Origin of the sequence: Citromicrobium bathyomarinum (assembly GCF_021021475.1) — a bacterium.
Lineage (GTDB): Bacteria > Pseudomonadota > Alphaproteobacteria > Sphingomonadales > Sphingomonadaceae > Alteriqipengyuania > Alteriqipengyuania bathyomarina.
Genome location: NZ_JAINWL010000001.1, coordinates 804928 through 825573 on the forward strand (window position 1 = coordinate 804928; position 20646 = coordinate 825573).

A 20646-nucleotide genomic window follows, 5' to 3' on the forward strand; every position below is an offset into this window, starting at 1 on the left:
CGGGGTCGCGCGAGCCAGCCTACGCCTGCCGCACACCTTTGCGCAAACGAATCCACTCGCCCTCGGCTTGCGCTTCTCAAACCCCAATGCTAGGCGCGCGCCAGCTTCGCCGGGGTGCCCAACCCTATCCATTGGACGCGCCCCGCTAAGGCAGGCTACACACTCGTTTCTTTCCGGACCCGAAGAGGACCCCCAGGCGTGGAGATTTCCGCCGGTATTCAGGCTAGCCTTGCAGGGCGTTACGCAGTCGCGCTGTTCGAGCTCGCTGCCGAAGATGGCGTGGTGAGCGCGGTCGAATCCGATCTCGAGACGCTTTCCGCCGCACTGGCGGAATCGTCGGAGCTCGCTTCGCTGATCACCAACCCCCAGCTCGGCCGCACCGCCAAGGCAGGCGCGATCGAACAGGTCGCGAAGTTGCTCGAGCTCAACACGCTGACGCGCCGCTTCCTCGGCGTGCTGGCGGAGAATCGCCGGCTGGCCGAACTTCCGCGCATGATTCGCGCCTTCCGCGACATCGCCGCCGCCCAGCGCGGCGAAGTGAGCGCGGACGTGATCAGCGCGCACCCGCTGACCGAAGACCAGCTCTCCACGCTGAAGGCAAAGCTGACCGCGCGCGAAGGCCGCACGGTCAAGCTGACCAGCAGCGTCGACCCCGATATGCTCGGTGGCCTCATCGTCACCATCGGCTCCAAGCGGATCGACGGATCGATCCGCACCCGTCTCAACGCGCTTACGCAGGCAATGAAAGGCTGACAGCGACCTCCTTCGGGAGGGCTGTCGATGAAAGGCTCAGGCAATGGATATTCGCGCCGCTGAAATCAGCAAGGTCATCAAGGACCAGATCGCAAACTTCGATTCGCAAGCGCAGGAAAGCGAAGTCGGCACCGTGCTTTCCGTCGGTGACGGGATCGCCCGCATCCACGGGCTGGACAAGGTCCAGGCCGGCGAAATGGTCGAGTTCAACGGCGGCGTGAAGGGCATGGCCCTGAACCTCGAAGCCGACAATGTCGGCGTCGTGATCTTCGGCTCGGACACCAACATCAAGGAAGGCGACACCGTTCGCCGGACCGAAACTATCGTCGACGTGCCCGTGGGCAAGGCCCTGCTGGGCCGCGTGGTCGACGCGCTGGGCAACCCGATCGACGGCAAGGGCCCGATCGCCACGACCGAGCGTCGCCTCGTTGAACAGAAGGCCCCGGGCATCATCCCGCGCCAGGGCGTGCACGAGCCGGTGCAGTCGGGCCTCAAGGCGATCGACGCGCTCGTCCCCGTCGGCCGCGGCCAGCGCGAGCTGATCATCGGCGACCGTCAGACCGGCAAGTCCGCCGTCGCGATCGACACCTTCATCAACCAGCGCGATGCGCACAAGGGCGATGACGAGAACGAGAAGCTGTACTGCATCTACGTCGCGGTCGGCCAGAAGCGCTCGACCGTCGCGCAGATCGTCAAGCAGCTCGAAGAAAACGGCGCGATGGAATACACCATCGTTGTCGCCGCGACCGCGTCGGAGCCCGCTCCGCTGCAGTATCTCGCGCCCTATACCGGCGCCGCGATGGGCGAATTCTTCCGCGACAACGGCATGCATGCCGTGATCGTGTACGACGACCTTTCCAAGCAGGCCGTCGCCTACCGCCAGATGTCGCTGCTGCTGCGCCGTCCTCCGGGCCGCGAAGCCTATCCGGGCGACGTGTTCTACCTCCATAGCCGCCTGCTTGAGCGTGCGGCGAAGATGAGCGATGCGATGGGCGGCGGTTCGCTGACCGCGCTGCCGATCATCGAAACGCAGGCCGGCGATGTGTCGGCCTACATCCCGACCAACGTGATCTCGATCACCGACGGCCAGATATTCCTCGAAACCGACCTGTTCTTCCAGGGCATCCGCCCGGCGATCAACGTCGGCCTGTCGGTCAGCCGCGTGGGCGGTGCCGCACAGACCAAGGCGATGAAGAAGGTCGCGGGCTCGATCAAGCTGGAGCTGGCGCAGTACCGCGAAATGGCGGCCTTCGCGCAGTTCGGTTCGGACCTCGACGCCTCCACGCAGAAGCTGCTTAACCGCGGTGCGCGCCTGACCGAGCTGCTCAAGCAGCCGCAGTTCTCGCCGATGCCGATGGAAGAGCAGGTCCTCTCGATCTTCGCGGGCACCAACGGCTATCTCGACTCCGTCGCGACCGACCGGGTGACCGAATACGAAACGCAGATGCTCAGCTTCATGCGCCACGAACATGCGGACATCCTGAAGGACATCCGCGAAACCAAGAAGTTCGAAGGCGAGATCAAGGACCGCACGGTGGCCGCGCTCGACGCGTTCGCCAAGCAGTTCGCCTGAAGCCCAGCGAGATAGGGAGCCACGATGGCTAACCTCAAAGAACTCAAGGGCCGGATCAAGTCGGTCAGGTCGACGCAGAAGATCACCAAGGCCAAGCAGATGGTCGCGGCAGCGAAGCTGCGCCGTGCGCAGGAGGCTGCCGAAGAGGCACGCCCCTACGCGGAGCGGCTGAACGCCGTCATGGCCAGCCTGGCAGCCAAGGTGGGCGATACTGCCTCGGCCCCCAAGCTGCTGACCGGCACGGGGAGCGACCAGCGCCACCTGCTGGTGGTGGTCAACACCGACAAGGGCCTGTGCGGCGGTCTCAACGCCAACATCGTCAAGGAGGCGCTGCGCAAGGCCGCCGCGCTCCGTGAAGCTGGCAAGACGGTCGAATTCTATCTCGTCGGCAGGAAGGGGCGCGCCCCGATCAAGCGGGCCAATGCCAGCGCGATCGCCAAGCACTTCGACACCTCCGACGTGCGCACCCCCGGCTTCAACGAGGCGGAAGCGATCGCCAACGAGCTGCTCGAAATGTTCGAGGCAGGCGCGTTCGACGTCGCGCACCTGGTCTATCCGGTCTTCAAGTCCGCGCTCGCGCAGAACCCGACCGTGCAGCAGCTGATCCCGGTCCCCGCACCCGAAGCGGGCGACGTGCCCAAGGCGGATGCCGTGGTCGAATACGAGCCGGGCGAAGAGGAAATCCTCGAAGCCCTGCTGCCGCGCTATGTCCGCACGCAGCTGTTCGCCGCGCTGCTCGAACGCGAGGCGTCCGAACAGGGTGCCTCGATGACCGCGATGGACAACGCGACGCGCAACGCGGGCGACCTGATCAAGAACCTCAACATCGAGTACAACCGCCAGCGTCAGGCTGCGATCACCACCGAGCTGATCGAAATCATCGCAGGGGCGGAGGCACTGTAATGCTGGGCCGCTCCATCATCCTCGCATCGCTCTTCGCGCTCGCCGCCTGCGCCGAGCCGGTGGATGATGACGCCACCACCGATACGGCCGACATCGAGGCCGCGCCGGTGGTCGAGCAGAGCCCCGCCGCGCCCGAACCGGTCGGCGCCACCGCCGAGCTGGAAGCGGACGAAAACGTGCCCTCGCTCGCCGAGGTGCAGGTCGCGCTGCAGCAGTGCGCCAAGGATCGCAAGGTTCTGGACGCGCAGTGCGAGGCGACCGGCGAAGGCACGGAATTCACCTGTACCTATTCGCTCGACGGCGACACGCCCGAAACCGAACGCGAGGCCATGATCGCCGCCGATGGCGCGAGCTATGTCCTCATCGATATTCCCGAAGACTGCCAGCAGCTGTAAACCGCTAGGATAAACACAATGGCCACCGCCGCAAAAACCACCACCAAGCCCAACCTTACCGGTAACGGCACGATCGCGCAGGTGATCGGTGCCGTCGTCGACGTGCACTTCGAAGGCGAACTGCCCGCGATCCTGACCGCGCTGGAAACCAAGAACGGCGATTCGACGCTGGTTCTCGAAGTCGCGCAGCACCTGGGTGAAAACACCGTGAGGACCATCGCGATGGACGGCACCGACGGCCTGACCCGCGGGCAGGAAGTCACCAACACCGGCGCACAGATCTCCGTGCCGGTCGGCCCCAAGACGCTGGGCCGGATCATGAACGTGATCGGCGAAGCGATCGACGAGCGTGGCCCCATCGGCGCTGAAAAGACCGCCCCGATCCACGCCGAAGCTCCGGAATTCGTCGACCAGTCGACCGAATCGAGCATTCTGGTCACCGGCATCAAGGTCATCGACCTGCTCGCCCCTTACGCGAAGGGCGGCAAGATCGGCCTGTTCGGCGGCGCGGGCGTCGGCAAGACCGTGCTGATCCAGGAACTGATCAACAACATCGCGAAGGGCCACGGCGGCGTGTCCGTGTTCGCGGGCGTGGGTGAACGTACTCGCGAAGGTAACGACCTGTACCACGAATTCCTCGACGCGGGCGTCATCGCCAAGGATGCCGAGGGCAACGCGACCAGCGAAGGTTCGAAGGTTGCGCTCGTCTTCGGCCAGATGAACGAGCCTCCCGGTGCGCGTGCCCGCGTGGCGCTGTCGGGCCTGACCATGGCAGAATATTTCCGCGATGAAGAAGGCCAGGACGTGCTGTTCTTCGTCGACAACATCTTCCGCTTCACGCAGGCCGGTTCGGAAGTGTCCGCACTGCTCGGCCGTATCCCGTCGGCAGTGGGCTACCAGCCCACTCTCGCCACCGACATGGGCAACCTGCAGGAACGCATCACCTCGACCAACAAGGGCTCGATCACCTCGGTCCAGGCCATCTACGTGCCGGCCGATGACCTTACCGACCCTGCGCCGGCCACCTCGTTCGCCCACCTTGACGCGACGACCACGCTGAACCGCGCGATTTCGGAGCTGGGCATCTACCCGGCGGTCGACCCGCTCGACTCCACCAGCCGCGTTCTCGAACCGCGCGTCGTGGGCGAAGAGCACTACGAGACCGCTCGCAAGGTTCAGGAAACGCTGCAGAAGTACAAGTCGCTGCAGGACATCATCGCGATTCTGGGCATGGACGAGCTTTCGGAAGAAGATAAGCTGACCGTCGCCCGCGCGCGCAAGATCCAGCGCTTCCTCAGCCAGCCGTTCCACGTCGCCGAGGTGTTCACCAACATCCCGGGCCAGTTCGTGCAGCTCGAAGACACCGTGAAGAGCTTCAAGGCGGTGGTCGACGGCGAATACGACCACCTGCCCGAAGCCGCCTTCTACATGGTCGGCGGGATCGATCAGGCGGTCGAAAAGGCCAAGAAGATGGCCGAGGACGCGTAAGCGGGCCATGGCTGATGGGCAGCAGGTGAGTGCGCCGACCGGCGTCGACCTGCTGCTCCGCCGGCTGTTGCAGCTCGGCATTGCGGACTTCCTGCTGATCTCCGCCTTCGACATTCACCGCTGGCGGCGCGACAACTGGCAGGATTTCGACGAAATGTTCCAGATCGCGGCGCGGATGGTGTTCGACCAGCCCGCACAACCGGTCTGGCTCTATGCCTTCGCTTTCCCGTTCGTCGCGATCAATTTCGGCTGCATGGTCCAGTGGCTGCGCGGAAAGCGCGCGCCGATCATGCTGCCGCTGTTCGTGATCAGCGCGATCGCCATCGCCGCAATGCCGCTGGCCGCGTGGCAGATGGTCGTCTACCGGATGATCTGGCCCGACATCCTGAGCTTCATCGGTTATATGATCGGCGGCGGAATAGCGATTATCATCGGGCTGCGGCTCGACAGCACATCACAGGCCGCGGCAACCCTGCGGCCCGACACGGAGACCTGAAGATTATGCCCCTCCACTTCGAACTGGTGACCCCCGCCCGCCACGTGCGCAGCGACGACGTGCACATGGTCGTCGTGCCCGGGACCGAGGGTGAATTCGGCGTGCTGGAAGGCCACGCGCCCTTCATGTCGACGATTCGCGACGGCGCGGTGCAGATCTTCAAGACCGCCGGTGCGAGCCCCGAAACGATCGAAGTGCGCGGCGGCTTCGCCGAAGTGGGCGAGAACGGGCTGACCATCCTCGCCGAGCACGTCGAAGGCTGATTTCCTGGCCGGGGCTCCTGCCCCTCCCACGGGTCGCGCCATGATCGTCTCCCCCCGCCTTGCCCGCTTCGCGCGGATCGCGCTGGTCGTGGCCGCGCTGGGTGCCTTCGCGCTCGCCATCCTGCCGACCGCGCCGGGGCCGGAGAGCATGAACGACAAGGTCAATCACGCCTTTGCGTTCTTCGTCCTCTCCGGGCTCGCCTATGCCGGGTGGCCCAAAGCAGGCGCGGTTCGAATCTTCGCGCTGCTGACCGCGTTCGGCGGGCTGATCGAGATCGTTCAGGGCCTCGATCTGATCGGCCGCGATGCGGATATCTACGATCTGTTTGCGGACATAGTCGGGATCGTGATCGGCCTCGTCACCGCGCGGCTGGTGCTGCGTTTTGCGCCCGAACTGACCGAAGAACTGCGCGAAAAGCTGAGCGACTAGCGTCCTTCGCTAACGCGTCGGCGCGTGGAAATCGGGCGGCTTGTCCGCGATCCAGCGCACGAATTTCGCCAACGCCGGATTGTCCTTCAGCCGCTCCGGATCGTCGCCGATCCTGGCCAGCTGCGCATTGGTGAAATTGGCGTGGATCGTGCGGTGGCAGATCGGGTGGACGGGCACGGTCGCCCGCCCCTTCTTCGCCTTGGGCACCGGATGATGCCATTGCAGCCGGGTCGCTATGGGCCGCCCGCATAGCCAGCAGACGAGCGGACCATCATCGCGCCCGGTCCCGGATGCCTTGCGGCTAGTCGTAATAGAACAGCTCGTCCGCGACGCCGCCGTAGGAATCGCCCGCCATCACATCGACCGATTCGATCTTGGCGGTGCAATTGCGCTCGGCAATCACATCGCCGCCGCGCACCACCAGCACGCCATCGGTGAATTCGGGCTTGTTGCCCTCTTCATCGAAGCCGGTACGCACGGTGCGGCTATAAACGATATAGCGCACGCCGCCATTGGCGAACTCTATCTGAGCCTCGCCACCGCCCGAGTAGGCCACGCTGGCAAAGCGCCCACCGTCGAGCACGATCTCGGGCTTGCCCGAACCGCCGAACCGATACTGCGCGGTCTTCTGCCCCTGCGCATTGGTGACGCCGCATACGGCGATCCGCTTGGTACCGGCTGCGCAGGAAAACAGCTCCCGCTCGTCGGATGCGCAGGCCACCTTCGCCACAGCGGGAGATTTCTCATCGACCGAAGCATCGGCTTGCGCAGCGTCCTCTTGCGCCCCGGAAGCCTCGTCCGCAGCCTTCGCGGGAGCTTCGACGGCGTAATCCGCGCTCGCCCCGCTGGTTTCCGCGGTAGCATCGCCACAAGCCGCCAGCGCAAGCGCACCGCAGCCGACCAGAATCATTCTCTTCACTTGGCTTCACCCTTTTTCTTTTTCTTCATTGTATCGTGGAAACGATCCGCCCAGCCGGGTTTGATTGACTGCTCGGCCCGCTCCATCCGCAACTCGCCCGGCGCGACATCGCGCGTCACCGTGCTGCCCGCCGCGACGATCGCGTCCGCCCCGATGGTGACCGGGGCGACCAGCGCGGAGTTGGAGCCGATGAAGGCGCGCTCTCCGATGGTTGTCTTGTACTTGAAGTAGCCGTCGTAATTGCAGGTGATCGTACCCGCGCCGATATTCGCGCCCGCACCTATCTCCGCATCGCCGAGGTATGTGAGGTGGCTCGCCTTGGCACCCTGGCCCAGCGTCGACTTCTTCATCTCGACGAAATTGCCGACGAAGGCGTCCTTCTCCAGCACCGCGCCGGGCCGCAGCCGCGCATAGGGGCCGACCTGCGCGCCTTCGCCCACGGTCGCACCCTCCAGATGGCTGAAGGCCTTGATATGCGCGCCATCGGCCACACGCACGCCGGGGCCGAAGACCACATTGGGGTCGATCGTCACATCGCGCCCGATCTGCGTGTCATAACTGAAGAACACGGTTTCGGGCGCGCGCAGCGTGGCCCCGTTCGCCATCGCTTCCTCGCGCTTCAGCTCCTGCCACTGCGCTTCGGCGCGGGCGAGTTCGGCGCGGCTGTTGATGCCGGCGACCTCGCCCGGATCGCTCGCGGTCACGGCGGCGCAGGTGTCGCCATCGGCGATCGCGATATTGACGATGTCGGGCAGGTAATATTCGCCCTGCGCATTGTCGTTACCCACCCGGCGCAGCAGGTCGAACATGTCCCGCGCACGCGCCGCCATCAGGCCCGAATTGCACAAGGTGCACGCACGCTCTTCCTCGTTCGCGTCCTTGAACTCGACCATCTTGGAAATCCGGCCCTCGTCGTCCGCGATCACGCGGCCATAGGCGAGCGCGTCTTCCGGTTCGAAGCCCAGCACCACCACCTTGGGCGCATCCTCGGCATGCAGCCGGTCGAGCATCGCACGCATGGTCTCCCCGCGCACGAAGGGCACATCGCCATAGAGCACCAGCACATCGCCGGTGAAATCGCCCAGCGGCTCTTCCGCCTGCTGCACCGCGTGGCCCGTGCCAAGCTGCGGCTCCTGCACGCGCGTTTCGGCATCGTCGCCCAGCGCGGCTTCCAGCTGATCGCGGCCTGCGCCGACCACCACCACCTTGCGCTTGGGCCCCAGCGTGTCGATCGAGGCCATCAGGTGATGCAGCATCGCCCGCCCCGCAATCGGGTGGAGCACCTTGTGCAGGTCGGACTTCATGCGGGTGCCCTTGCCCGCGGCGAGAATGATGGCTGCGAAATCTGTCATATGCGGGGCTGTGCCACCATCGGCTTGCAGATTGAAGAAGGTTTCGCCACGCAGGCCCGCATGAGCGATTTTCCCTTTGACGCGATAGGCCTCGATCTCGACGGCACGCTGCTCGACACCAAGGCAGACCTTGCCGCGGCGGTAAACCACGCGCTGGCAGATGGCGGCTACCAGCAGGTGCCTGGCGAGAAGGTGGAGGGACTGATCGGCGGCGGCGCGAAAGTGATGCTCGCCCGCGCGATCGAAGCCCAGGGCGGCAGCATGGCGGAGGAAGACTTCCGCCCTCTCTACAAGACGCTGCTCCGCTATTACTCGCAGCACAATGCGGTCCACACGCAGCCCTTCCCCGGCGTGATCGAGACGCTGGACGAGCTGGCGGCGATGGACGTGAAGCTGGCGGTGGTGACCAACAAGTTCGAAGGCTTCGCTGCCGAGATTCTCGAGCAGCTGGATTTGACCGACCGCTTCGTGACGCTGATCGGCGGGGACAGTCTGGGCAAGGATGCGGACGGCAATTTCCGCGCCAAGCCGGCCGCCGATCCCGTCCTCACCGCGATGGAGCGGTGCGGGTCGCGGCGCCTGGCCTTCGTCGGCGACAGTACCTACGACGTGATGGCTGCGCGCGCGGCAGGCGTACCGGTGGTCGCGGCAGGCTACGGCTATTGCGACAAGCCTGCGCAGGATCTGGGCGCGGACGCAGTGATCGATAGCTTCGATGCGCTGATCCCTGCGCTTCGCGGGCTCGCCTGATGCGGGCGCGCAATCGACAAACAGACAGCCGCTTCCGTCGAGCGACATTGGCAAGCCCCGCCCCGCGCGGGACAAGTGCCTCACATTTCACTCACTTTCATCCGTTCCAGGGGGAGCCAGCCGATGAAATCCACCTCCATCCGCGCGATCATCGCATCGCTCGCCGTATCGGTCGCTTGCGCGCCGCTTCTCACCAGCCCGCTTGCCGCGCAGGATACCAACGCCGTGGTTGAACCCGACTTCGAAGCCGAGAACGATCCCTTCATCTGGCTGGAGGAAACCCGCAGCGAGCGCGCGCTCGAATGGGTCGAGAGCGAGAACGAAAAGACCGTCGCCGCGCTGCAGACCGACCCCCGGTTCGAGGCACTGAAGGCCGAAGCGCTGGCGATCTACGACGCCGAGGACCGCATCCCCAGCGTCTCTTTCAGGCATTATGGCCTGGTCAATTTCTGGCAGGACGCGAAAAATCCCAAGGGCATCCTGCGCCGTACCACGCTTGAAAGCTGGCGGACCGACAATCCGGAATGGGAGACCATCCTCGATGTCGACGCGCTTGCCGCAGCCGAGGGCAAGGAATGGGTTTATGGCGGGATGACCTGCCTGCCGCCCGACGGCACACGTTGCATGGTCTACCTGTCCGATGGCGGCAAGGATGCGAGCATTGCGCGCGAGTTCGACCTCGACACGCTCGACTTCGTGGATGGCGGTTTCGAACTGCCCGAAAGCCAGGGCAGCGCCAGCTGGGTCGATCAGGACACGCTGCTGGTCAGCCGCGATTTCGGCGACGGCACCGTCACCGACAGCTTCTACCCCTTCACCACCCGCGTGTGGAAGCGCGGCACCGCGCTGGAGGATGCGCCGGAAATCTTCCGGGGCGAGAAAAGCGATGTCTCTGCCGGGGCCTACCTGCTGCGCGATGGCGAAGGCACGATCCACGGGCGCATGGCCTATCGCGGCGTATCCTTCCACGAGCGAGAATATTTCTACGAAATGGACGGCGAGTGGGTGAAGCTGGACCTGCCCGCCAAGGCCGGCCCCTATGGCATCATCGACGGCCAGATCCTGTTCTCGACCGATGTCGACTGGGAAACACAGGGGCAGACGTTCCCGGCGGACTCGCTGGTCTCCGCCGATCTGGAAGAATGGAAAGCCGATCCCAACGGCGCCAAGAAGACGCTGGTGTGGAAGCCCGCCGATCGCCAGACAAAGCGCGGCGCAAGCTCCACCAAAAGCAGCCTCTATGTCAGCATCCTCGACAATGTCCGGGGGCAGGTGCTGAAGTTCGATTACGTCGATGGCGCGTGGACCAGCCAGCGGATCGCCCTGCCGGAGAACGCGACCGTCGGCGTGGCAACGGCGTCGGATGAGACCGACCAGATCATGTTTACCTCGACCGATTTCCTGTCGCCGGGCACCTATTACTACGCCGAGAACGGCGTCGATCTGGAAGTGGTCAAGGAAAGCCCCGAGCGGTTCGATGCCGCGGGCATGGAGATCGAACAGTTCGAGGCGACCAGCCCGGACGGCACCAAAATCCCCTACTTCCTCGTCAAGCCCAAGGGCATGGCGATGGATGGCAGCACCCCGGTGCTGATGGGCGGCTATGGCGGCTTCCAGGTACCGCGCCTGCCCTCCTATCTCGGCAGCACGGGCAAGATGTGGCTTGAGCGCGGTAATGCCTACGTCCTCGCCAATATTCGTGGCGGCGGCGAGTTCGGCCCGAACTGGCACCAGAGCGCCATTCGCGAGAACAAGCAGCGCACGTGGGACGATTTCATCGCTGTCGGCCGCGATCTGGTCGCACGCGGAATTACCAGCCCGGAGCATCTGGGCGTCGAAGGCGGATCGCAGGGCGGGCTGCTGGTCGGCACTGCCTTCACCCAGGCACCCGACCTGTTCAACGCCGCGATCGTCCAGATCCCGCTGTTCGACATGCTGCGCTACCAGTATATCGGCCGCGGAGCCTCGTGGATCGGCGAATATGGCGACCCGCGCATTCCCGAACAGCGCGCATGGATCGAAGGCTACTCCCCCTATCAGAAGCTGCTGGAGCAGAAGGACTACCCGCGGGTGTTCTTCGTCACCTCCACCGCCGACGACCGCACGCACCCCAGCCACGGGCGCAAGGCCGCCGCGCGCATGGCGGCGCAGGGCGACGATTACCTCTATTACGAGGATACCAAGGGCGGCCATTCGGGCGGCGTAGACAACGAACAGCGCGCGACGCTGCGCGCGATGCAGGTGGTCTACCTGCTGCAGCAGCTGGCGGACTGAGGGACATGACCGCTCCTCCCCCTTGAGGGGGAGGTTGGGTGGGGGTGTACGGCGCTGGCAGTAAAGGTCGTACACCCACCCCCAACCCCTCCCTCAAGGGAGGGGAGTCTATGATCCAGCTCGAACCGCCCACGGCCTGCCCCTACGGCATGGCGGTCCATCCCGCGCGGTGTTGCCAGAATGGCTGGAACCTGCCACTCCGCAGCCAATTTTCACGTTCTGGAACCCTAGCGGAGAGACACTCATGAGCATCTCGTTCAAAGACAAAGTCGCAATCGTCACCGGTGCAGGCGGGGGCCTCGGCCGCGCTTATGCGCTCGAACTCGGGCGGCGCGGCGCGAAGGTCGTGGTCAACGATCTGGGCGGTTCGCGCGACGGCACCGGTTCGTCCGACGCGGCGGCTGCCGTGGTCGAAGAGATCGAGAAGGCTGGCGGCGAGGCGATGGCCAATGGCGCATCGGTGACCGAATACGAGCAGATGGAAAAGATGGTCGCCGACGCCAAGCAGAAGTGGGGCGGGGTCCATGTCCTGATCAACAATGCCGGCGTGCTGCGCGATAAAAGCTTCGCCAAGATGGAGCCGGCCGATTTCGAATTCGTGGTCGACGTGCACCTCAATGGATCGGCCAACGCGACCAAGGCCGTGTGGGAAACCATGCGCGAGCAGGCCTATGGCCGCATCCTGATGACCGCCAGCTCCACCGGGCTGTTCGGCAATTTCGGCCAGGCCAACTACGGCGCAGCCAAGCTGGGCCTCGCCGGCCTGACCAAGACGCTCCAGATCGAAGGCGCGAAGTACAACATCAAGGTCAACACTCTGGCCCCCGTCGCGGGCACCCGGATGACCGAAGACCTGTTCCCCAAGGAAGCGTTCGAGCTGTTCGCGCCTGAAAACGTGGTCCCCGCAGCGCTCTACCTCGTCAGCGAAGATTCGCCGACCAATGCCATCGTCGGCGCGGGCGCGGGCGGCTTCCACTCGGCATGGGTGGTGATGAACGACGCGGTGTGGCTGCCCGAGGGTGAGCGTACCGTCGAAGGCTTCGCCGCCAACTGGGCCAAGATCAGCGAGCAGTCCAACCTCAAGGCCCCGCAGTCGGGTGCCGAGCAGTCGGGCGCGATCCTCGCCGCGATGCAGAAGGTCACCGGCACCGGGCCCGACTCGGCTCGCGGCTGATCACCGACGAACGACAGACCCGCTCCGTCGGGCTGTATTGACACGCTAACACACTGGTCATAGCCTCCCTTTCCGAACAGGCAGGGGAGGCTTGGCCGGTGTATTCCGAAGAAGACATCAATTCCGCCGTCGCGGCGGGCGCGCTTTCGGAGGATGCTGCGGCAGCCTTCCGTGCGCACATGAGCGAGGTGCGCGGCATTTCGCGCGGGGACGAGGAGAATTTCCGGCTCCTCAACTCCTTCAACGACATCTTCGTCGCGATCGGCATCGCGATCATGCTGTTCGCCGCAGGTGCGATCGGGCAGCAGATCGGCAAGCTTATCGTACCGGTGCAGGCCTGGGACTGGTCGGTCGAGGCCTCCGAAGCCGCATGGGCCGCCTACCAGCAGCAAAGCAGCCTGAGCACCGCGGTATCGGTCGCCATCGCCGCCGGGCTGGTCGCGCTCACCGCGTGGCCGCTGGCCGAGTTCTTCACCCGCAGGCGGCGCATGGCGCTGCCCAGCATCATCCTGCTGCTGGCCTTCGTGGGCGGCGTGTTCGTCGGCACTACCGCGCTCGGCGTGGTGCTGGTGGGGACCGAACAGGGCGAGCCGCTGGCAGGCTATTTCGTGGCTGGAGCAGGCCTGATCGCCGCGCTCGCTGCGTGGCTGCACTGGCTGCGCTTCAAGGTGCCGATCACGATTGCAGCGGGCGCGGCGGCGCTCTCGGCGACGGCGATCGGGCTGGCGCTGTCGGCGCTAGCACCGCTCGATATCGACAAGGGCAATATTGCGCTGTGGCTGGTCTTCGTCGCAGGCCTCGCAGTGTTCGCCTTCGCAATGCGGTGGGATCTTCAGGACCCGGCGCGCACCACCCGGCGCAGCGATGTGGCCTTCTGGCTCCATCTACTCGCCGCACCGATGATCGCACACCCGATCTTCTCCACACTGGGCGTGGTCGGCGGATCGGATATCGGAATCGGCAAGGCGATCGCGGTGCTGGCGATCTACATCGTATTCGGAATCGTCGCGCTGATCGTCGACCGGCGCGCACTGCTGGTTTCGGCGCTAATCTACGTGCTGTTCGCGCTCGCCTTCCTATTCGACCGCTTCGGCGCGGTGGAACTGACCGTGGCGCTCACCGCGCTGGTGATCGGCTCTGCCCTGCTGACGCTGTCGGCCTTCTGGGCCCCAATCCGGCGCGGCGTCCTTGGGATCATACCCGAAGACTGGCGCGAGGCGCTGCCCAGCAGCGAGCGGGTGCTGGTGGCGGCGTAGCGGCCTACCGTCGGACATCAGAAGAAGGCCCGTCATCCTCGTGGATGGCGGGCCTTTTCTACGCCTAGTCCTCGATCGCCTTGACCAGCCGCCGTTCGAGCGGGGCGAGGACGCCCGCCAGCTCGTGTCCGCGCTTGAGGATCTGGCCGTGTTCGCCGAACAAGGTCCACATGCCCTGCTTGTTGCGCAAGGAAGGGCGCTTTTCCACGCGCGCCTGCGGGCGTTCGGCAGCGCGGCGGAAGGCGGCGAAGCTGGCCGCATCGCGCCCGAAATCCATCGCGTAATCGCGCCATTCGCCCGCCGCGACCATCCGGCCGTACAGATCGAGGATGCGCATAAGCTCTTCGCGCGCAAAGCCCACCTGGCTCGGTTTCGCGCCGGGGAAAGCGAGTACGGTGCCGCCGGGACCGGCTGCCATCAGCTACCCGATCCGCTGCGGCGCATGGGGTCGCGCTCCGGCGCCCCGGGCGCCGCGCGATCCGCCTTCAGCGCCTCAATCTCGGCACGCAGAGCGGCGAGTTCCGCCTCCATCGCGTCCGCGCGCCGCTTGCCGACCGTCGACTGGTCTTCGCACGGTTCGTCGCACGGAGTGCCGTAGGGGATGAACTCGCGCAGCCATTCCTCGGCAGGCACCAGGGTCGATCGCGCCTTCATGCCGATCATCGTCGCGCCCTCTGGCACGTCGTCGGTGACGACCGCGTTGGCACCGATCCGCGCGCGCTGGCCGACTGTGATAGGGCCGATCACCTGCGCGCCCGATCCGATGATGGCGTAATCGCTGATCGTCGGGTGCCGCTTGCCTGGCTGTCCGTTGGTCGGGTTGGTCCCGCCCAGCGTCACGCACTGGTAGATCGTCACCCAGTCGCCAATCTCGGCGGTCTCGCCGATCACGGTAAAGCCATGGTCGATGAAGAAGTATTTCCCGATCGTTGCGCCCGGATGGATGTCGATCGCGGTCAGGAAGCGCGAGAAATGGTTCACCAGCCGGGCGAGGAAATAGAGCTTGGCTTCGAACAGCCAGTGCGCGACCCGGTGCAGCCCCAGTGCGAGCACGCCCGGATAGAGCAGCACTTCCCACCGCGACCGTGGCGCGGGGTCCCGCTTCTTAACGGAGTCGAGATAGTCGATCAGACCCACGAGCATCGTGCTTTCAACATTTCACCGTTCCCCGACTAAAGCAAGCGGCCCTGATCGGGACCATATAGGGTTTCGAGCGCATCGCGGCACAGGTTACGCGTCGGGCGGGCCTGTCGTTCCAAAGCGAGACGGTCCAGCACCGCAACGAACCTTTCTGCAGCGGCAAAGCTGCGGGTCATGCGCGGAACCACATAGGTCAGCGCGTCTTCACCCAGCATCAGCCCGCGGCGCGCCGCATGGCTGACGATCAGGTCCCGCATCATGTCGTCGTCGGGCTGACCGATTTCAAGCGCCAGAGCCGCGCCCAGCCGCGATCTGAGGTCGGGCAGCGCGATCTCCCACGGGGCCTTTTCGGGGATCAGCAGCAGCGCGGCACCCTCTTCCTGCGCGCGGTTCCAGCGGTGGAACAGCGCGGTTTCCTCCATCGCGTCGGCCGGATCGATCGTCTCGCCCAGCCCGGCATGGGCGAACCAGCGCCCCAGCAGCGATTTGCCCGAGCGCGGCTCGCCTCGCAAAATCGCGGTCCGGAAGGGCCAGCGCTCCGGCTCGCGCAGCGCCTCGACCACCCCCAGATTGGCCGAGCCGATCACGATGCTGGCCGGGTCGCCCTCTTGCGCCGGAGGCAAGGGGAGCGCGAACTGGGAAGAGGGGCGCGACACCTAACGGCCCCGACTAGCGACTGATATTGAGCGAATTGCCCGCGCGCTGCACGTTGTAGCCGCGCTGCGCCAGCGCGCCGACCAGCTCTTCGATCGTGCCCTCGTAGGTCACGCTCAGCACCGAAGTACCGCCGATCGCGGCGCTGCCGATAGAGGCTCCGCGCACGCCCGGCGTCCCGCGCACGGTGTTCAGGCCCGCTTCGAAGCTTGCCGCATCGGGGGTCGGGAAATTGATGAACAGGTTGATGATGCTCGGCGCGTCGCCGCCCGCCGCCGCATCGGCCTGCGCGGCATTGGCATCGGCGACGTTCTCTTCCTCGGTCGCGGCGCGAGTGCGCGCGGCTTCCGCCTGGGCCAGGATCGCACGGCTCTGTTCGATCAGGCGGGCAATGTCGCGGTCCATCATCCCGCTGCTGCGGCCCAGCGTCTTGTCAGGGCGAATCGTGCCATCGGCCAGCGCCTTGACGAACATCTCGTCGAACCGTTCGACCGCGCGGTTCAGCATCGCGGGCAGTTCGCGCGGCGAGCTCGCGCGCAGGGAGAAGCTGCCGAGATATTCGTCGTCGGGCCCGTGGCGCGCCACGAAACGCCCTTCGACCGGGCCGCCGGGATAGACGTAATGCAGCTGCGCGATCGGCACGAGGACGTCGGCCGCGCCGAACTGGTCGAGAATCGTCGCCCACCAGTTGCGGCTGCGGCGACCGGTCTGCCCATACGTCAGCAACAGCGATTCGCCCGCCTGCCCTGCCGGCCGCACATAATCGACCCGGCTTGCGCCCGGCTGGTACTCTGCCCAGGCGCGCTGCCACGGGTTGGCCTGTTCGTACATCAGCTCGGTCCCGGCGCTGACCGTCACCGGCAGCAGCAGGATCGGTGCGGAGCGCTGCGTCTCGCCCGAACGCCCGAGATAGCCCGCTGCACGCTGGCGATCGAACGTCACGCCCAGCGTGGCGACATAGCGCTTCGGCCCGGTTTCCTCGTGCTGGATCACGATCGCGGAGACGAGGCCCTGCAGCTGGCCATCGGAAATGTCGGGTCCGCCCAGCTTTTCCCACGCTTTGCGCTGCGCTTCCTGCCAGCCCTTCTGGCGCGCTTCCTCGGGATCGTCGGCGGTTATGTTCACCTCGATCCCGCCGACATTGATGTCGGTGCTGACCATCAGCGGCGCGATCCCGCGGTCGCCCTCGACCTGCGCGTTCGCCCACCCGCCATACAGCGCGGCACCCACGCCAGCGAGGGCGAGACAGACAAGGGCGATGCGCGCGAAAGGGGAAGCCGGAAGGGTCATCGGGGAAACTCGCGGGCCTTTTGCCCAAGTGGCGATGGATTTCCAAGCGCGAAAGCGTAAGACGGGGCCGCAATGACCGACCCAGAAAAAAGCTACACCTACGAAGGTGCCGGAGTCTCGATCGCGGCGGGCAACGCGCTGGTCAAGGCGATCGGCCCGCTGGTACGCGCAACCGCACGGCCCGGCGCCGATGCAGAACTCGGCGGATTCGGCGCGTTCTTCGATCCCAAAGCTGCCGGGTTCAAGGACCCCTTGCTGGTCGCCGCGAACGACGGCGTCGGCACCAAGCTGAAGCTGGCGATCGATCACGACCGGCATGATTCCGTCGGCATCGATCTGGTCGCAATGTGCGTCAACGACCTGATCGTGCAGGGCGCGGAGCCGCTGTTCTTCCTCGACTATTTCGCGACCGGCAAGCTGGAAAGCGGCGTTGCTGAGCGCGTGATCGCGGGCATAGCGGAAGGCTGCAAGCAGGCGGGCTGCGCACTGATCGGCGGCGAAACCGCGGAAATGCCCGGCATGTATGCGCCCGGCGACTATGACCTCGCAGGCTTCTGCGTCGGCGCGGTCGAGCGTGGGGCACAGCTGACCGGCGAGAGAATCGCTCCGGGCCATGTGCTGATCGGCCTCGCCAGTTCGGGTGTGCATTCCAACGGCTTCTCGCTGGTCCGGCGGCTGGCGCAGGACAAGGGCTGGAAGATGGACCGCCCCGCCCTGTTCGACCAGGACCGGCTGCTGGTCGATCACCTGATGGAGCCGACGCGGATCTATGTCGGCAGCCTGCTGCCGCTGATCCGCGATGGCCTGATCGACGGGCTGGCGCACATTACCGGCGGCGGCCTGCTCGAAAATATACCGCGCGCGCTGCCCGACGGCACCCGCGCGAAGGTCCACGCGCAGCGCTGGCCGCAGCCGCGGCTGATGGCGTTCCTCCAGTCGCAGGGCAATATCGAGCCCGAGGAACTGGCGCGCACCTTCAACTGCGGCATCGGCATGGTGCTGATGGTGGCGCAAGAGCACGCAGAGGCGGTTACGCAGCGGCTTCAGGACGCTGGCGAAACCGTCTTCACCATCGGCGAGGTCGTCGAAGGGACCCGCGGCTGCGATGTCGACGGCACTGCCGGGCTATGGTCGGCGCAGAGCGACTGGCTTGCAGAGCATGATCACTGATCGTTATCCCTCCCCTCCCGCTGGCGGGAGGGGCCGGGGGTGGGCACGGGCCGCAAGGCCCACCCCGCTGCGCCTAGGCTTTGGCTCACGCCAAAACCAAGGCTCACTGCCCCTCCCGCAGGCGGGAGGGGAGTTTTGACGCCTCGCGCCAAAGTCGCGGTGCTGATTTCGGGCGAAGGCACCAATATGGCCGCGCTGCTCTATGCCAGCAGGCAGGGCGCGCCGTTCGAGATCGTGCTGGTCGCCAGCAACGATCCCCACGCGGGCGGCCTCGCGCTGGCCGAGGCGGAGGGCATTGCCACCTTCGCCCTCTCGCACAAGGGGATGAAGCGCGCCGAGCACGATGCCGCGATGGATGCAGCGATTCGGAAAAGCGGCGCGGAATATGTCGCGCTGGCCGGATATATGCGCGTGCTGGACGATGCCATCGTGGAGCGGTGGGAAGGCCGGATGCTCAACATCCACCCCTCGCTGCTGCCCAAGTACAAGGGGCTCGATCCCCATGCCCGTGCGCTGGAGGCTGGCGACGAGCTTGCCGGCGCATCGGTCCACCTCGTGACCACCGAGCTGGATGGTGGCGAGGTGCTGGGCCAGGCGGAGGTCGCGGTGATCGGCGGCGACACGCCCGAGACGCTCGCCCACCGCGTGCGGATCGCGGAGCACCAGCTCTACTCGCGCGTGCTGGGCGACTACGTCTCGCGCCCCTATGACCCGGACTGGCTGCTGGGACGCCTGCGCAAGCTGGCGATGGAGTTGCCCGAAGCGGAGGCGGCGACCAGCCACGGATCGCCCGGGTTCAAGATCGCCGGCAAGAGCGGCAAGTTCTTCGCCCACTTCGCGGACCGCCACCACGGCGCGCATCAGATCGCGCTGCTCGCCAAAACGAGCGGGCAGGACGAACTCGCCGATCTGGTCGAGCGCGATCCCGAAGTGTTCTTCCGCCCCGCCTATTACCACGCGAGCGGCTGGGTCGGCATCGCGCTCAACCGGCCCGACTGCGACTGGGACCAGGTGCAACACTGGCTGGAACGCTCATGGCGCAGCGTTGCCCCCAAGCGGCTGACCAAGCTGATGGATGCGGCGGAGGAGTTTTAGGGCTTTCGGAGCGCTGTTTGGCTTGAAGTACTGCCGCATCTGCGGAGCGACGCTTTAGAGACTTGCGAGTGGGTCTCACGCCCCGCTCGGATCGACGAGCGGCTCGCCCCGCCTCAGCTGCGGTCGGACACCCGCGCCCGCCGACGTCTTTTCTTGGTAGCGTAGAGCGCTGCGTCCGCACTGATAAAAAGCTCTTCGGCATCGTAGGAATGGGGATCGGACGGAAACGCGATGCCGCTTGAGGCGCTGATGGTGAACATGTGCCCTTGCCACAGAATGGGTGCACGCAAGCGGTTTAGGAAGCGGCTGATGCGCGCCTCGATCAGGTCTGCTGGCTCATCATTGCCAAGGATGACCGCGAACTCGTCGCCGCCAATCCTCGCGGTCAACAGTGCTTCGGGAAAGACCGCAGACAACCGCTCCGCGAATACCTTGAGGCAGGCATCTCCGGCCAGATGCCCCCGCCCGTCGTTGATTGTCTTGAAATCGTCAAGATCGAACAGGACTAGTGCGCCCACTCCTCCAACGGCTGAGCCATTTCGCCGCCCATTCAGGAATTTGCTTTCGTAGATTGCACGGTTGGCCAATCCGGTAAGCGCGTCGTTCTCGGCCAGACGCCGTAGCGCTTCCGAACGCTGCTTTTCCTCTGTCACATCCTGCTTTACCCCTTGCAGGATGGGAGCTTCGCCTACGCGATGGATCATCTCCCCGTGGATGCGCATCCACCGCATTGCGCCATCGGCACGCTTAACTTGAGCGTCGAGAGTGAAGATGCCGCCTCGGGCTATGGCGTCCGTACGGAGCCGCTCCAGCGCATCGCGGGACTCGTCCGTGTACATATCGAGCGCTTGCCGCCGATCGACCGCGGTCTCGCGTGGTAATCCGAAGATATCGTAGACGCCCGAGGTCCAGCTCAGCCCGTTGTCGGAAAGATTGCAGGACCAGGCACCGACCTTTGCCAGAGCAAGGGCACGGTCGACTAGCGGATCGACCCTGCCAGGCTGGCTTCCCAGCCAGGTCGGCGGTGGTGCGGTTTGCGCGCGACTGGACAGATCGGCCTGCTGAATAAGCGTCGACATGAACTGTCTGTAGGTGCGGGTATCTTAAAAGACGGTGTCTGAACCGGCGGCATTTGGTCGATGGGCAGGGGATTGGGGGCGTATACCGGATGCCCGCGCAGCGAGCCCGGAGTTTTCTGGGCGGACCGGTTTTGCGCGCCCCCGACCAATGCATAGACCCCGCCCACGAGGATAAAAAAAGGGCCCCGGATC

Annotated in this window: 22 protein-coding genes; 14 read left to right on the forward strand and 8 right to left on the reverse strand. The window is 65.5% G+C overall.

Going from position 1 to position 20646, the window contains the following annotated elements; genetic code table 11:
• The first annotated feature begins 198 nt into the window (after positions 1-198).
• The 8 genes from K7H93_RS04115 to K7H93_RS04150 are packed head-to-tail and all read left to right on the forward strand — an operon-like array spanning position 199 to position 6301.
• Positions 199-753, forward strand: a complete 555-nt coding sequence (locus tag K7H93_RS04115) for a F0F1 ATP synthase subunit delta (RefSeq protein ID WP_010234281.1) — start codon at positions 199-201, stop codon at positions 751-753.
• Positions 754-796: 43 nt separating this feature from the next.
• The gene (gene atpA, locus K7H93_RS04120) at positions 797-2326 is read left to right on the forward strand and encodes a F0F1 ATP synthase subunit alpha (protein WP_197635467.1); all 1530 of its coding nucleotides are present in this window, start codon (positions 797-799) and stop codon (positions 2324-2326) included.
• A gap of 24 nt (positions 2327-2350) precedes the next feature.
• Positions 2351-3229 carry a F0F1 ATP synthase subunit gamma gene (locus K7H93_RS04125; protein ID WP_230782615.1) on the forward strand — a complete coding sequence of 293 codons (879 nt, stop codon included), beginning with the start codon at positions 2351-2353 and terminating at the stop codon, positions 3227-3229.
• Complete coding sequence (locus tag K7H93_RS04130) at positions 3229-3624, forward strand: hypothetical protein (protein ID WP_230782616.1); 396 nt, start codon at positions 3229-3231, stop codon at positions 3622-3624. The genes K7H93_RS04125 and K7H93_RS04130 overlap by 1 nt, the downstream gene beginning before the upstream one ends.
• An 18-nt stretch (positions 3625-3642) precedes the next feature.
• Entirely contained in the window at positions 3643-5112 is a 1470-nt protein-coding gene (gene atpD / locus K7H93_RS04135; protein ID WP_010234273.1) for a F0F1 ATP synthase subunit beta, read from the forward strand.
• A 7-nt stretch (positions 5113-5119) separates the two neighbouring features.
• Positions 5120-5608 carry a hypothetical protein gene (locus tag K7H93_RS04140; RefSeq protein WP_230782617.1) on the forward strand — a complete coding sequence of 163 codons (489 nt, stop codon included), beginning with the start codon at positions 5120-5122 and terminating at the stop codon, positions 5606-5608.
• Between the two features lie 5 nt (positions 5609-5613).
• Positions 5614-5871, forward strand: a complete 258-nt coding sequence (locus K7H93_RS04145; protein ID WP_054526215.1) for an ATP synthase F1 subunit epsilon — start codon at positions 5614-5616, stop codon at positions 5869-5871.
• Positions 5872-5911: 40 nt separating this feature from the next.
• Positions 5912-6301, forward strand: coding sequence for a VanZ family protein (locus K7H93_RS04150; RefSeq protein ID WP_230782618.1), 390 nt, complete (start codon positions 5912-5914; stop codon positions 6299-6301).
• 9 nt (positions 6302-6310) lie between these two features.
• On the opposite strand, the gene K7H93_RS04155 is transcribed toward K7H93_RS04150, so the two are convergent.
• Genes K7H93_RS04155 through glmU form a run of 3 tightly spaced genes read right to left on the reverse strand, consistent with a single transcriptional unit; the run spans position 6311 to position 8572 of the window.
• Positions 6311-6613 (reverse strand): HNH endonuclease, encoded by a 303-nt coding sequence (locus tag K7H93_RS04155; RefSeq protein WP_230783154.1) that lies wholly within the window; start codon positions 6611-6613, stop codon positions 6311-6313.
• Positions 6603-7211, reverse strand: coding sequence for a hypothetical protein (locus K7H93_RS04160; RefSeq protein WP_230783155.1), 609 nt, complete (start codon positions 7209-7211; stop codon positions 6603-6605). The genes K7H93_RS04155 and K7H93_RS04160 overlap by 11 nt, the downstream gene beginning before the upstream one ends.
• 5 nt (positions 7212-7216) lie before the next feature.
• Positions 7217-8572: a bifunctional UDP-N-acetylglucosamine diphosphorylase/glucosamine-1-phosphate N-acetyltransferase GlmU gene (glmU, locus tag K7H93_RS04165; RefSeq protein WP_230782619.1), complete on the reverse strand. Its 1356-nt coding sequence runs from the start codon at positions 8570-8572 to the stop codon at positions 7217-7219.
• A 60-nt stretch (positions 8573-8632) separates the two neighbouring features.
• Between glmU and K7H93_RS04170 the strand changes: the two genes are divergently transcribed.
• The 4 genes from K7H93_RS04170 to K7H93_RS04185 all read left to right on the forward strand — a co-directional run bounded on the left by K7H93_RS04170 (position 8633) and on the right by K7H93_RS04185 (position 14026).
• A complete protein-coding gene (locus K7H93_RS04170; RefSeq protein WP_230782620.1) occupies positions 8633-9322 on the forward strand; it encodes an HAD-IA family hydrolase in 690 nt (229 codons plus the stop codon).
• 123 nt (positions 9323-9445) lie between these two features.
• Positions 9446-11596, forward strand: a complete 2151-nt coding sequence (locus tag K7H93_RS04175) for a prolyl oligopeptidase family serine peptidase (RefSeq protein WP_230782621.1) — start codon at positions 9446-9448, stop codon at positions 11594-11596.
• Positions 11597-11840: 244 nt separating this feature from the next.
• On the forward strand, positions 11841-12770 hold the full coding sequence (locus tag K7H93_RS04180) for an SDR family NAD(P)-dependent oxidoreductase (protein WP_230782622.1): 930 nt from the start codon (positions 11841-11843) through the stop codon (positions 12768-12770).
• Positions 12771-12868: 98 nt separating this feature from the next.
• Complete coding sequence (locus tag K7H93_RS04185; protein WP_230782623.1) at positions 12869-14026, forward strand: hypothetical protein; 1158 nt, start codon at positions 12869-12871, stop codon at positions 14024-14026.
• A 64-nt stretch (positions 14027-14090) separates the two neighbouring features.
• Here K7H93_RS04185 and K7H93_RS04190 read toward each other — a convergent pair whose 3' ends face one another.
• From K7H93_RS04190 to K7H93_RS04205, 4 genes are read right to left on the reverse strand one after another with little or no spacing between them, the layout of a single operon-like run.
• Complete coding sequence (locus K7H93_RS04190; RefSeq protein WP_010234252.1) at positions 14091-14444, reverse strand: DUF2794 domain-containing protein; 354 nt, start codon at positions 14442-14444, stop codon at positions 14091-14093.
• Positions 14444-15169 (reverse strand): serine O-acetyltransferase EpsC, encoded by a 726-nt coding sequence (gene epsC, locus K7H93_RS04195; RefSeq protein ID WP_230782624.1) that lies wholly within the window; start codon positions 15167-15169, stop codon positions 14444-14446. Before epsC ends, K7H93_RS04190 begins: the two co-directional genes overlap by 1 nt.
• A 29-nt stretch (positions 15170-15198) precedes the next feature.
• The gene (locus K7H93_RS04200; RefSeq protein WP_230783156.1) at positions 15199-15789 is read right to left on the reverse strand and encodes a P-loop NTPase family protein; all 591 of its coding nucleotides are present in this window, start codon (positions 15787-15789) and stop codon (positions 15199-15201) included.
• 46 nt (positions 15790-15835) lie between these two features.
• On the reverse strand, positions 15836-17110 hold the full coding sequence (locus K7H93_RS04205; RefSeq protein ID WP_230782625.1) for a heavy-metal-associated domain-containing protein: 1275 nt from the start codon (positions 17108-17110) through the stop codon (positions 15836-15838).
• Between the two features lie 72 nt (positions 17111-17182).
• Here K7H93_RS04205 and purM point away from each other — a divergent pair, with 72 nt between their 5' ends.
• Positions 17183-18280 (forward strand): phosphoribosylformylglycinamidine cyclo-ligase, encoded by a 1098-nt coding sequence (gene purM / locus K7H93_RS04210; RefSeq protein WP_230782626.1) that lies wholly within the window; start codon positions 17183-17185, stop codon positions 18278-18280.
• Between the two features lie 135 nt (positions 18281-18415).
• A complete protein-coding gene (purN, locus tag K7H93_RS04215; RefSeq protein WP_230782627.1) occupies positions 18416-19375 on the forward strand; it encodes a phosphoribosylglycinamide formyltransferase in 960 nt (319 codons plus the stop codon).
• Between the two features lie 113 nt (positions 19376-19488).
• Here the strand turns inward: purN and K7H93_RS04220 are convergent, their stop codons facing one another.
• A complete protein-coding gene (locus K7H93_RS04220) occupies positions 19489-20454 on the reverse strand; it encodes a diguanylate cyclase domain-containing protein (protein WP_230782628.1) in 966 nt (321 codons plus the stop codon).
• Positions 20455-20646: the final 192 nt, after the last annotated feature.

Coding starts and splice junctions, on each gene's coding strand:
- atpA (WP_197635467.1), top strand. CDS start 797: ATGGATATTCGCGCCGCTGAAATCAGCAAGGTCATCAAGGACCAGATC.
- K7H93_RS04125 (WP_230782615.1), top strand. CDS start 2,351: ATGGCTAACCTCAAAGAACTCAAGGGCCGGATCAAGTCGGTCAGGTCG.
- K7H93_RS04130 (WP_230782616.1), top strand. CDS start 3,229: ATGCTGGGCCGCTCCATCATCCTCGCATCGCTCTTCGCGCTCGCCGCC.
- atpD (WP_010234273.1), top strand. CDS start 3,643: ATGGCCACCGCCGCAAAAACCACCACCAAGCCCAACCTTACCGGTAAC.
- K7H93_RS04140 (WP_230782617.1), top strand. CDS start 5,120: ATGGCTGATGGGCAGCAGGTGAGTGCGCCGACCGGCGTCGACCTGCTG.
- K7H93_RS04145 (WP_054526215.1), top strand. CDS start 5,614: ATGCCCCTCCACTTCGAACTGGTGACCCCCGCCCGCCACGTGCGCAGC.
- K7H93_RS04150 (WP_230782618.1), top strand. CDS start 5,912: ATGATCGTCTCCCCCCGCCTTGCCCGCTTCGCGCGGATCGCGCTGGTC.
- K7H93_RS04160 (WP_230783155.1), bottom strand. CDS start 7,211: ATGATTCTGGTCGGCTGCGGTGCGCTTGCGCTGGCGGCTTGTGGCGAT.
- glmU (WP_230782619.1), bottom strand. CDS start 8,572: ATGACAGATTTCGCAGCCATCATTCTCGCCGCGGGCAAGGGCACCCGC.
- K7H93_RS04170 (WP_230782620.1), top strand. CDS start 8,633: ATGAGCGATTTTCCCTTTGACGCGATAGGCCTCGATCTCGACGGCACG.
- K7H93_RS04175 (WP_230782621.1), top strand. CDS start 9,446: ATGAAATCCACCTCCATCCGCGCGATCATCGCATCGCTCGCCGTATCG.
- K7H93_RS04180 (WP_230782622.1), top strand. CDS start 11,841: ATGAGCATCTCGTTCAAAGACAAAGTCGCAATCGTCACCGGTGCAGGC.
- K7H93_RS04190 (WP_010234252.1), bottom strand. CDS start 14,444: ATGGCAGCCGGTCCCGGCGGCACCGTACTCGCTTTCCCCGGCGCGAAA.
- epsC (WP_230782624.1), bottom strand. CDS start 15,169: ATGCTCGTGGGTCTGATCGACTATCTCGACTCCGTTAAGAAGCGGGAC.
- K7H93_RS04205 (WP_230782625.1), bottom strand. CDS start 17,110: ATGACCCTTCCGGCTTCCCCTTTCGCGCGCATCGCCCTTGTCTGTCTC.
- purM (WP_230782626.1), top strand. CDS start 17,183: ATGACCGACCCAGAAAAAAGCTACACCTACGAAGGTGCCGGAGTCTCG.
- K7H93_RS04220 (WP_230782628.1), bottom strand. CDS start 20,454: ATGTCGACGCTTATTCAGCAGGCCGATCTGTCCAGTCGCGCGCAAACC.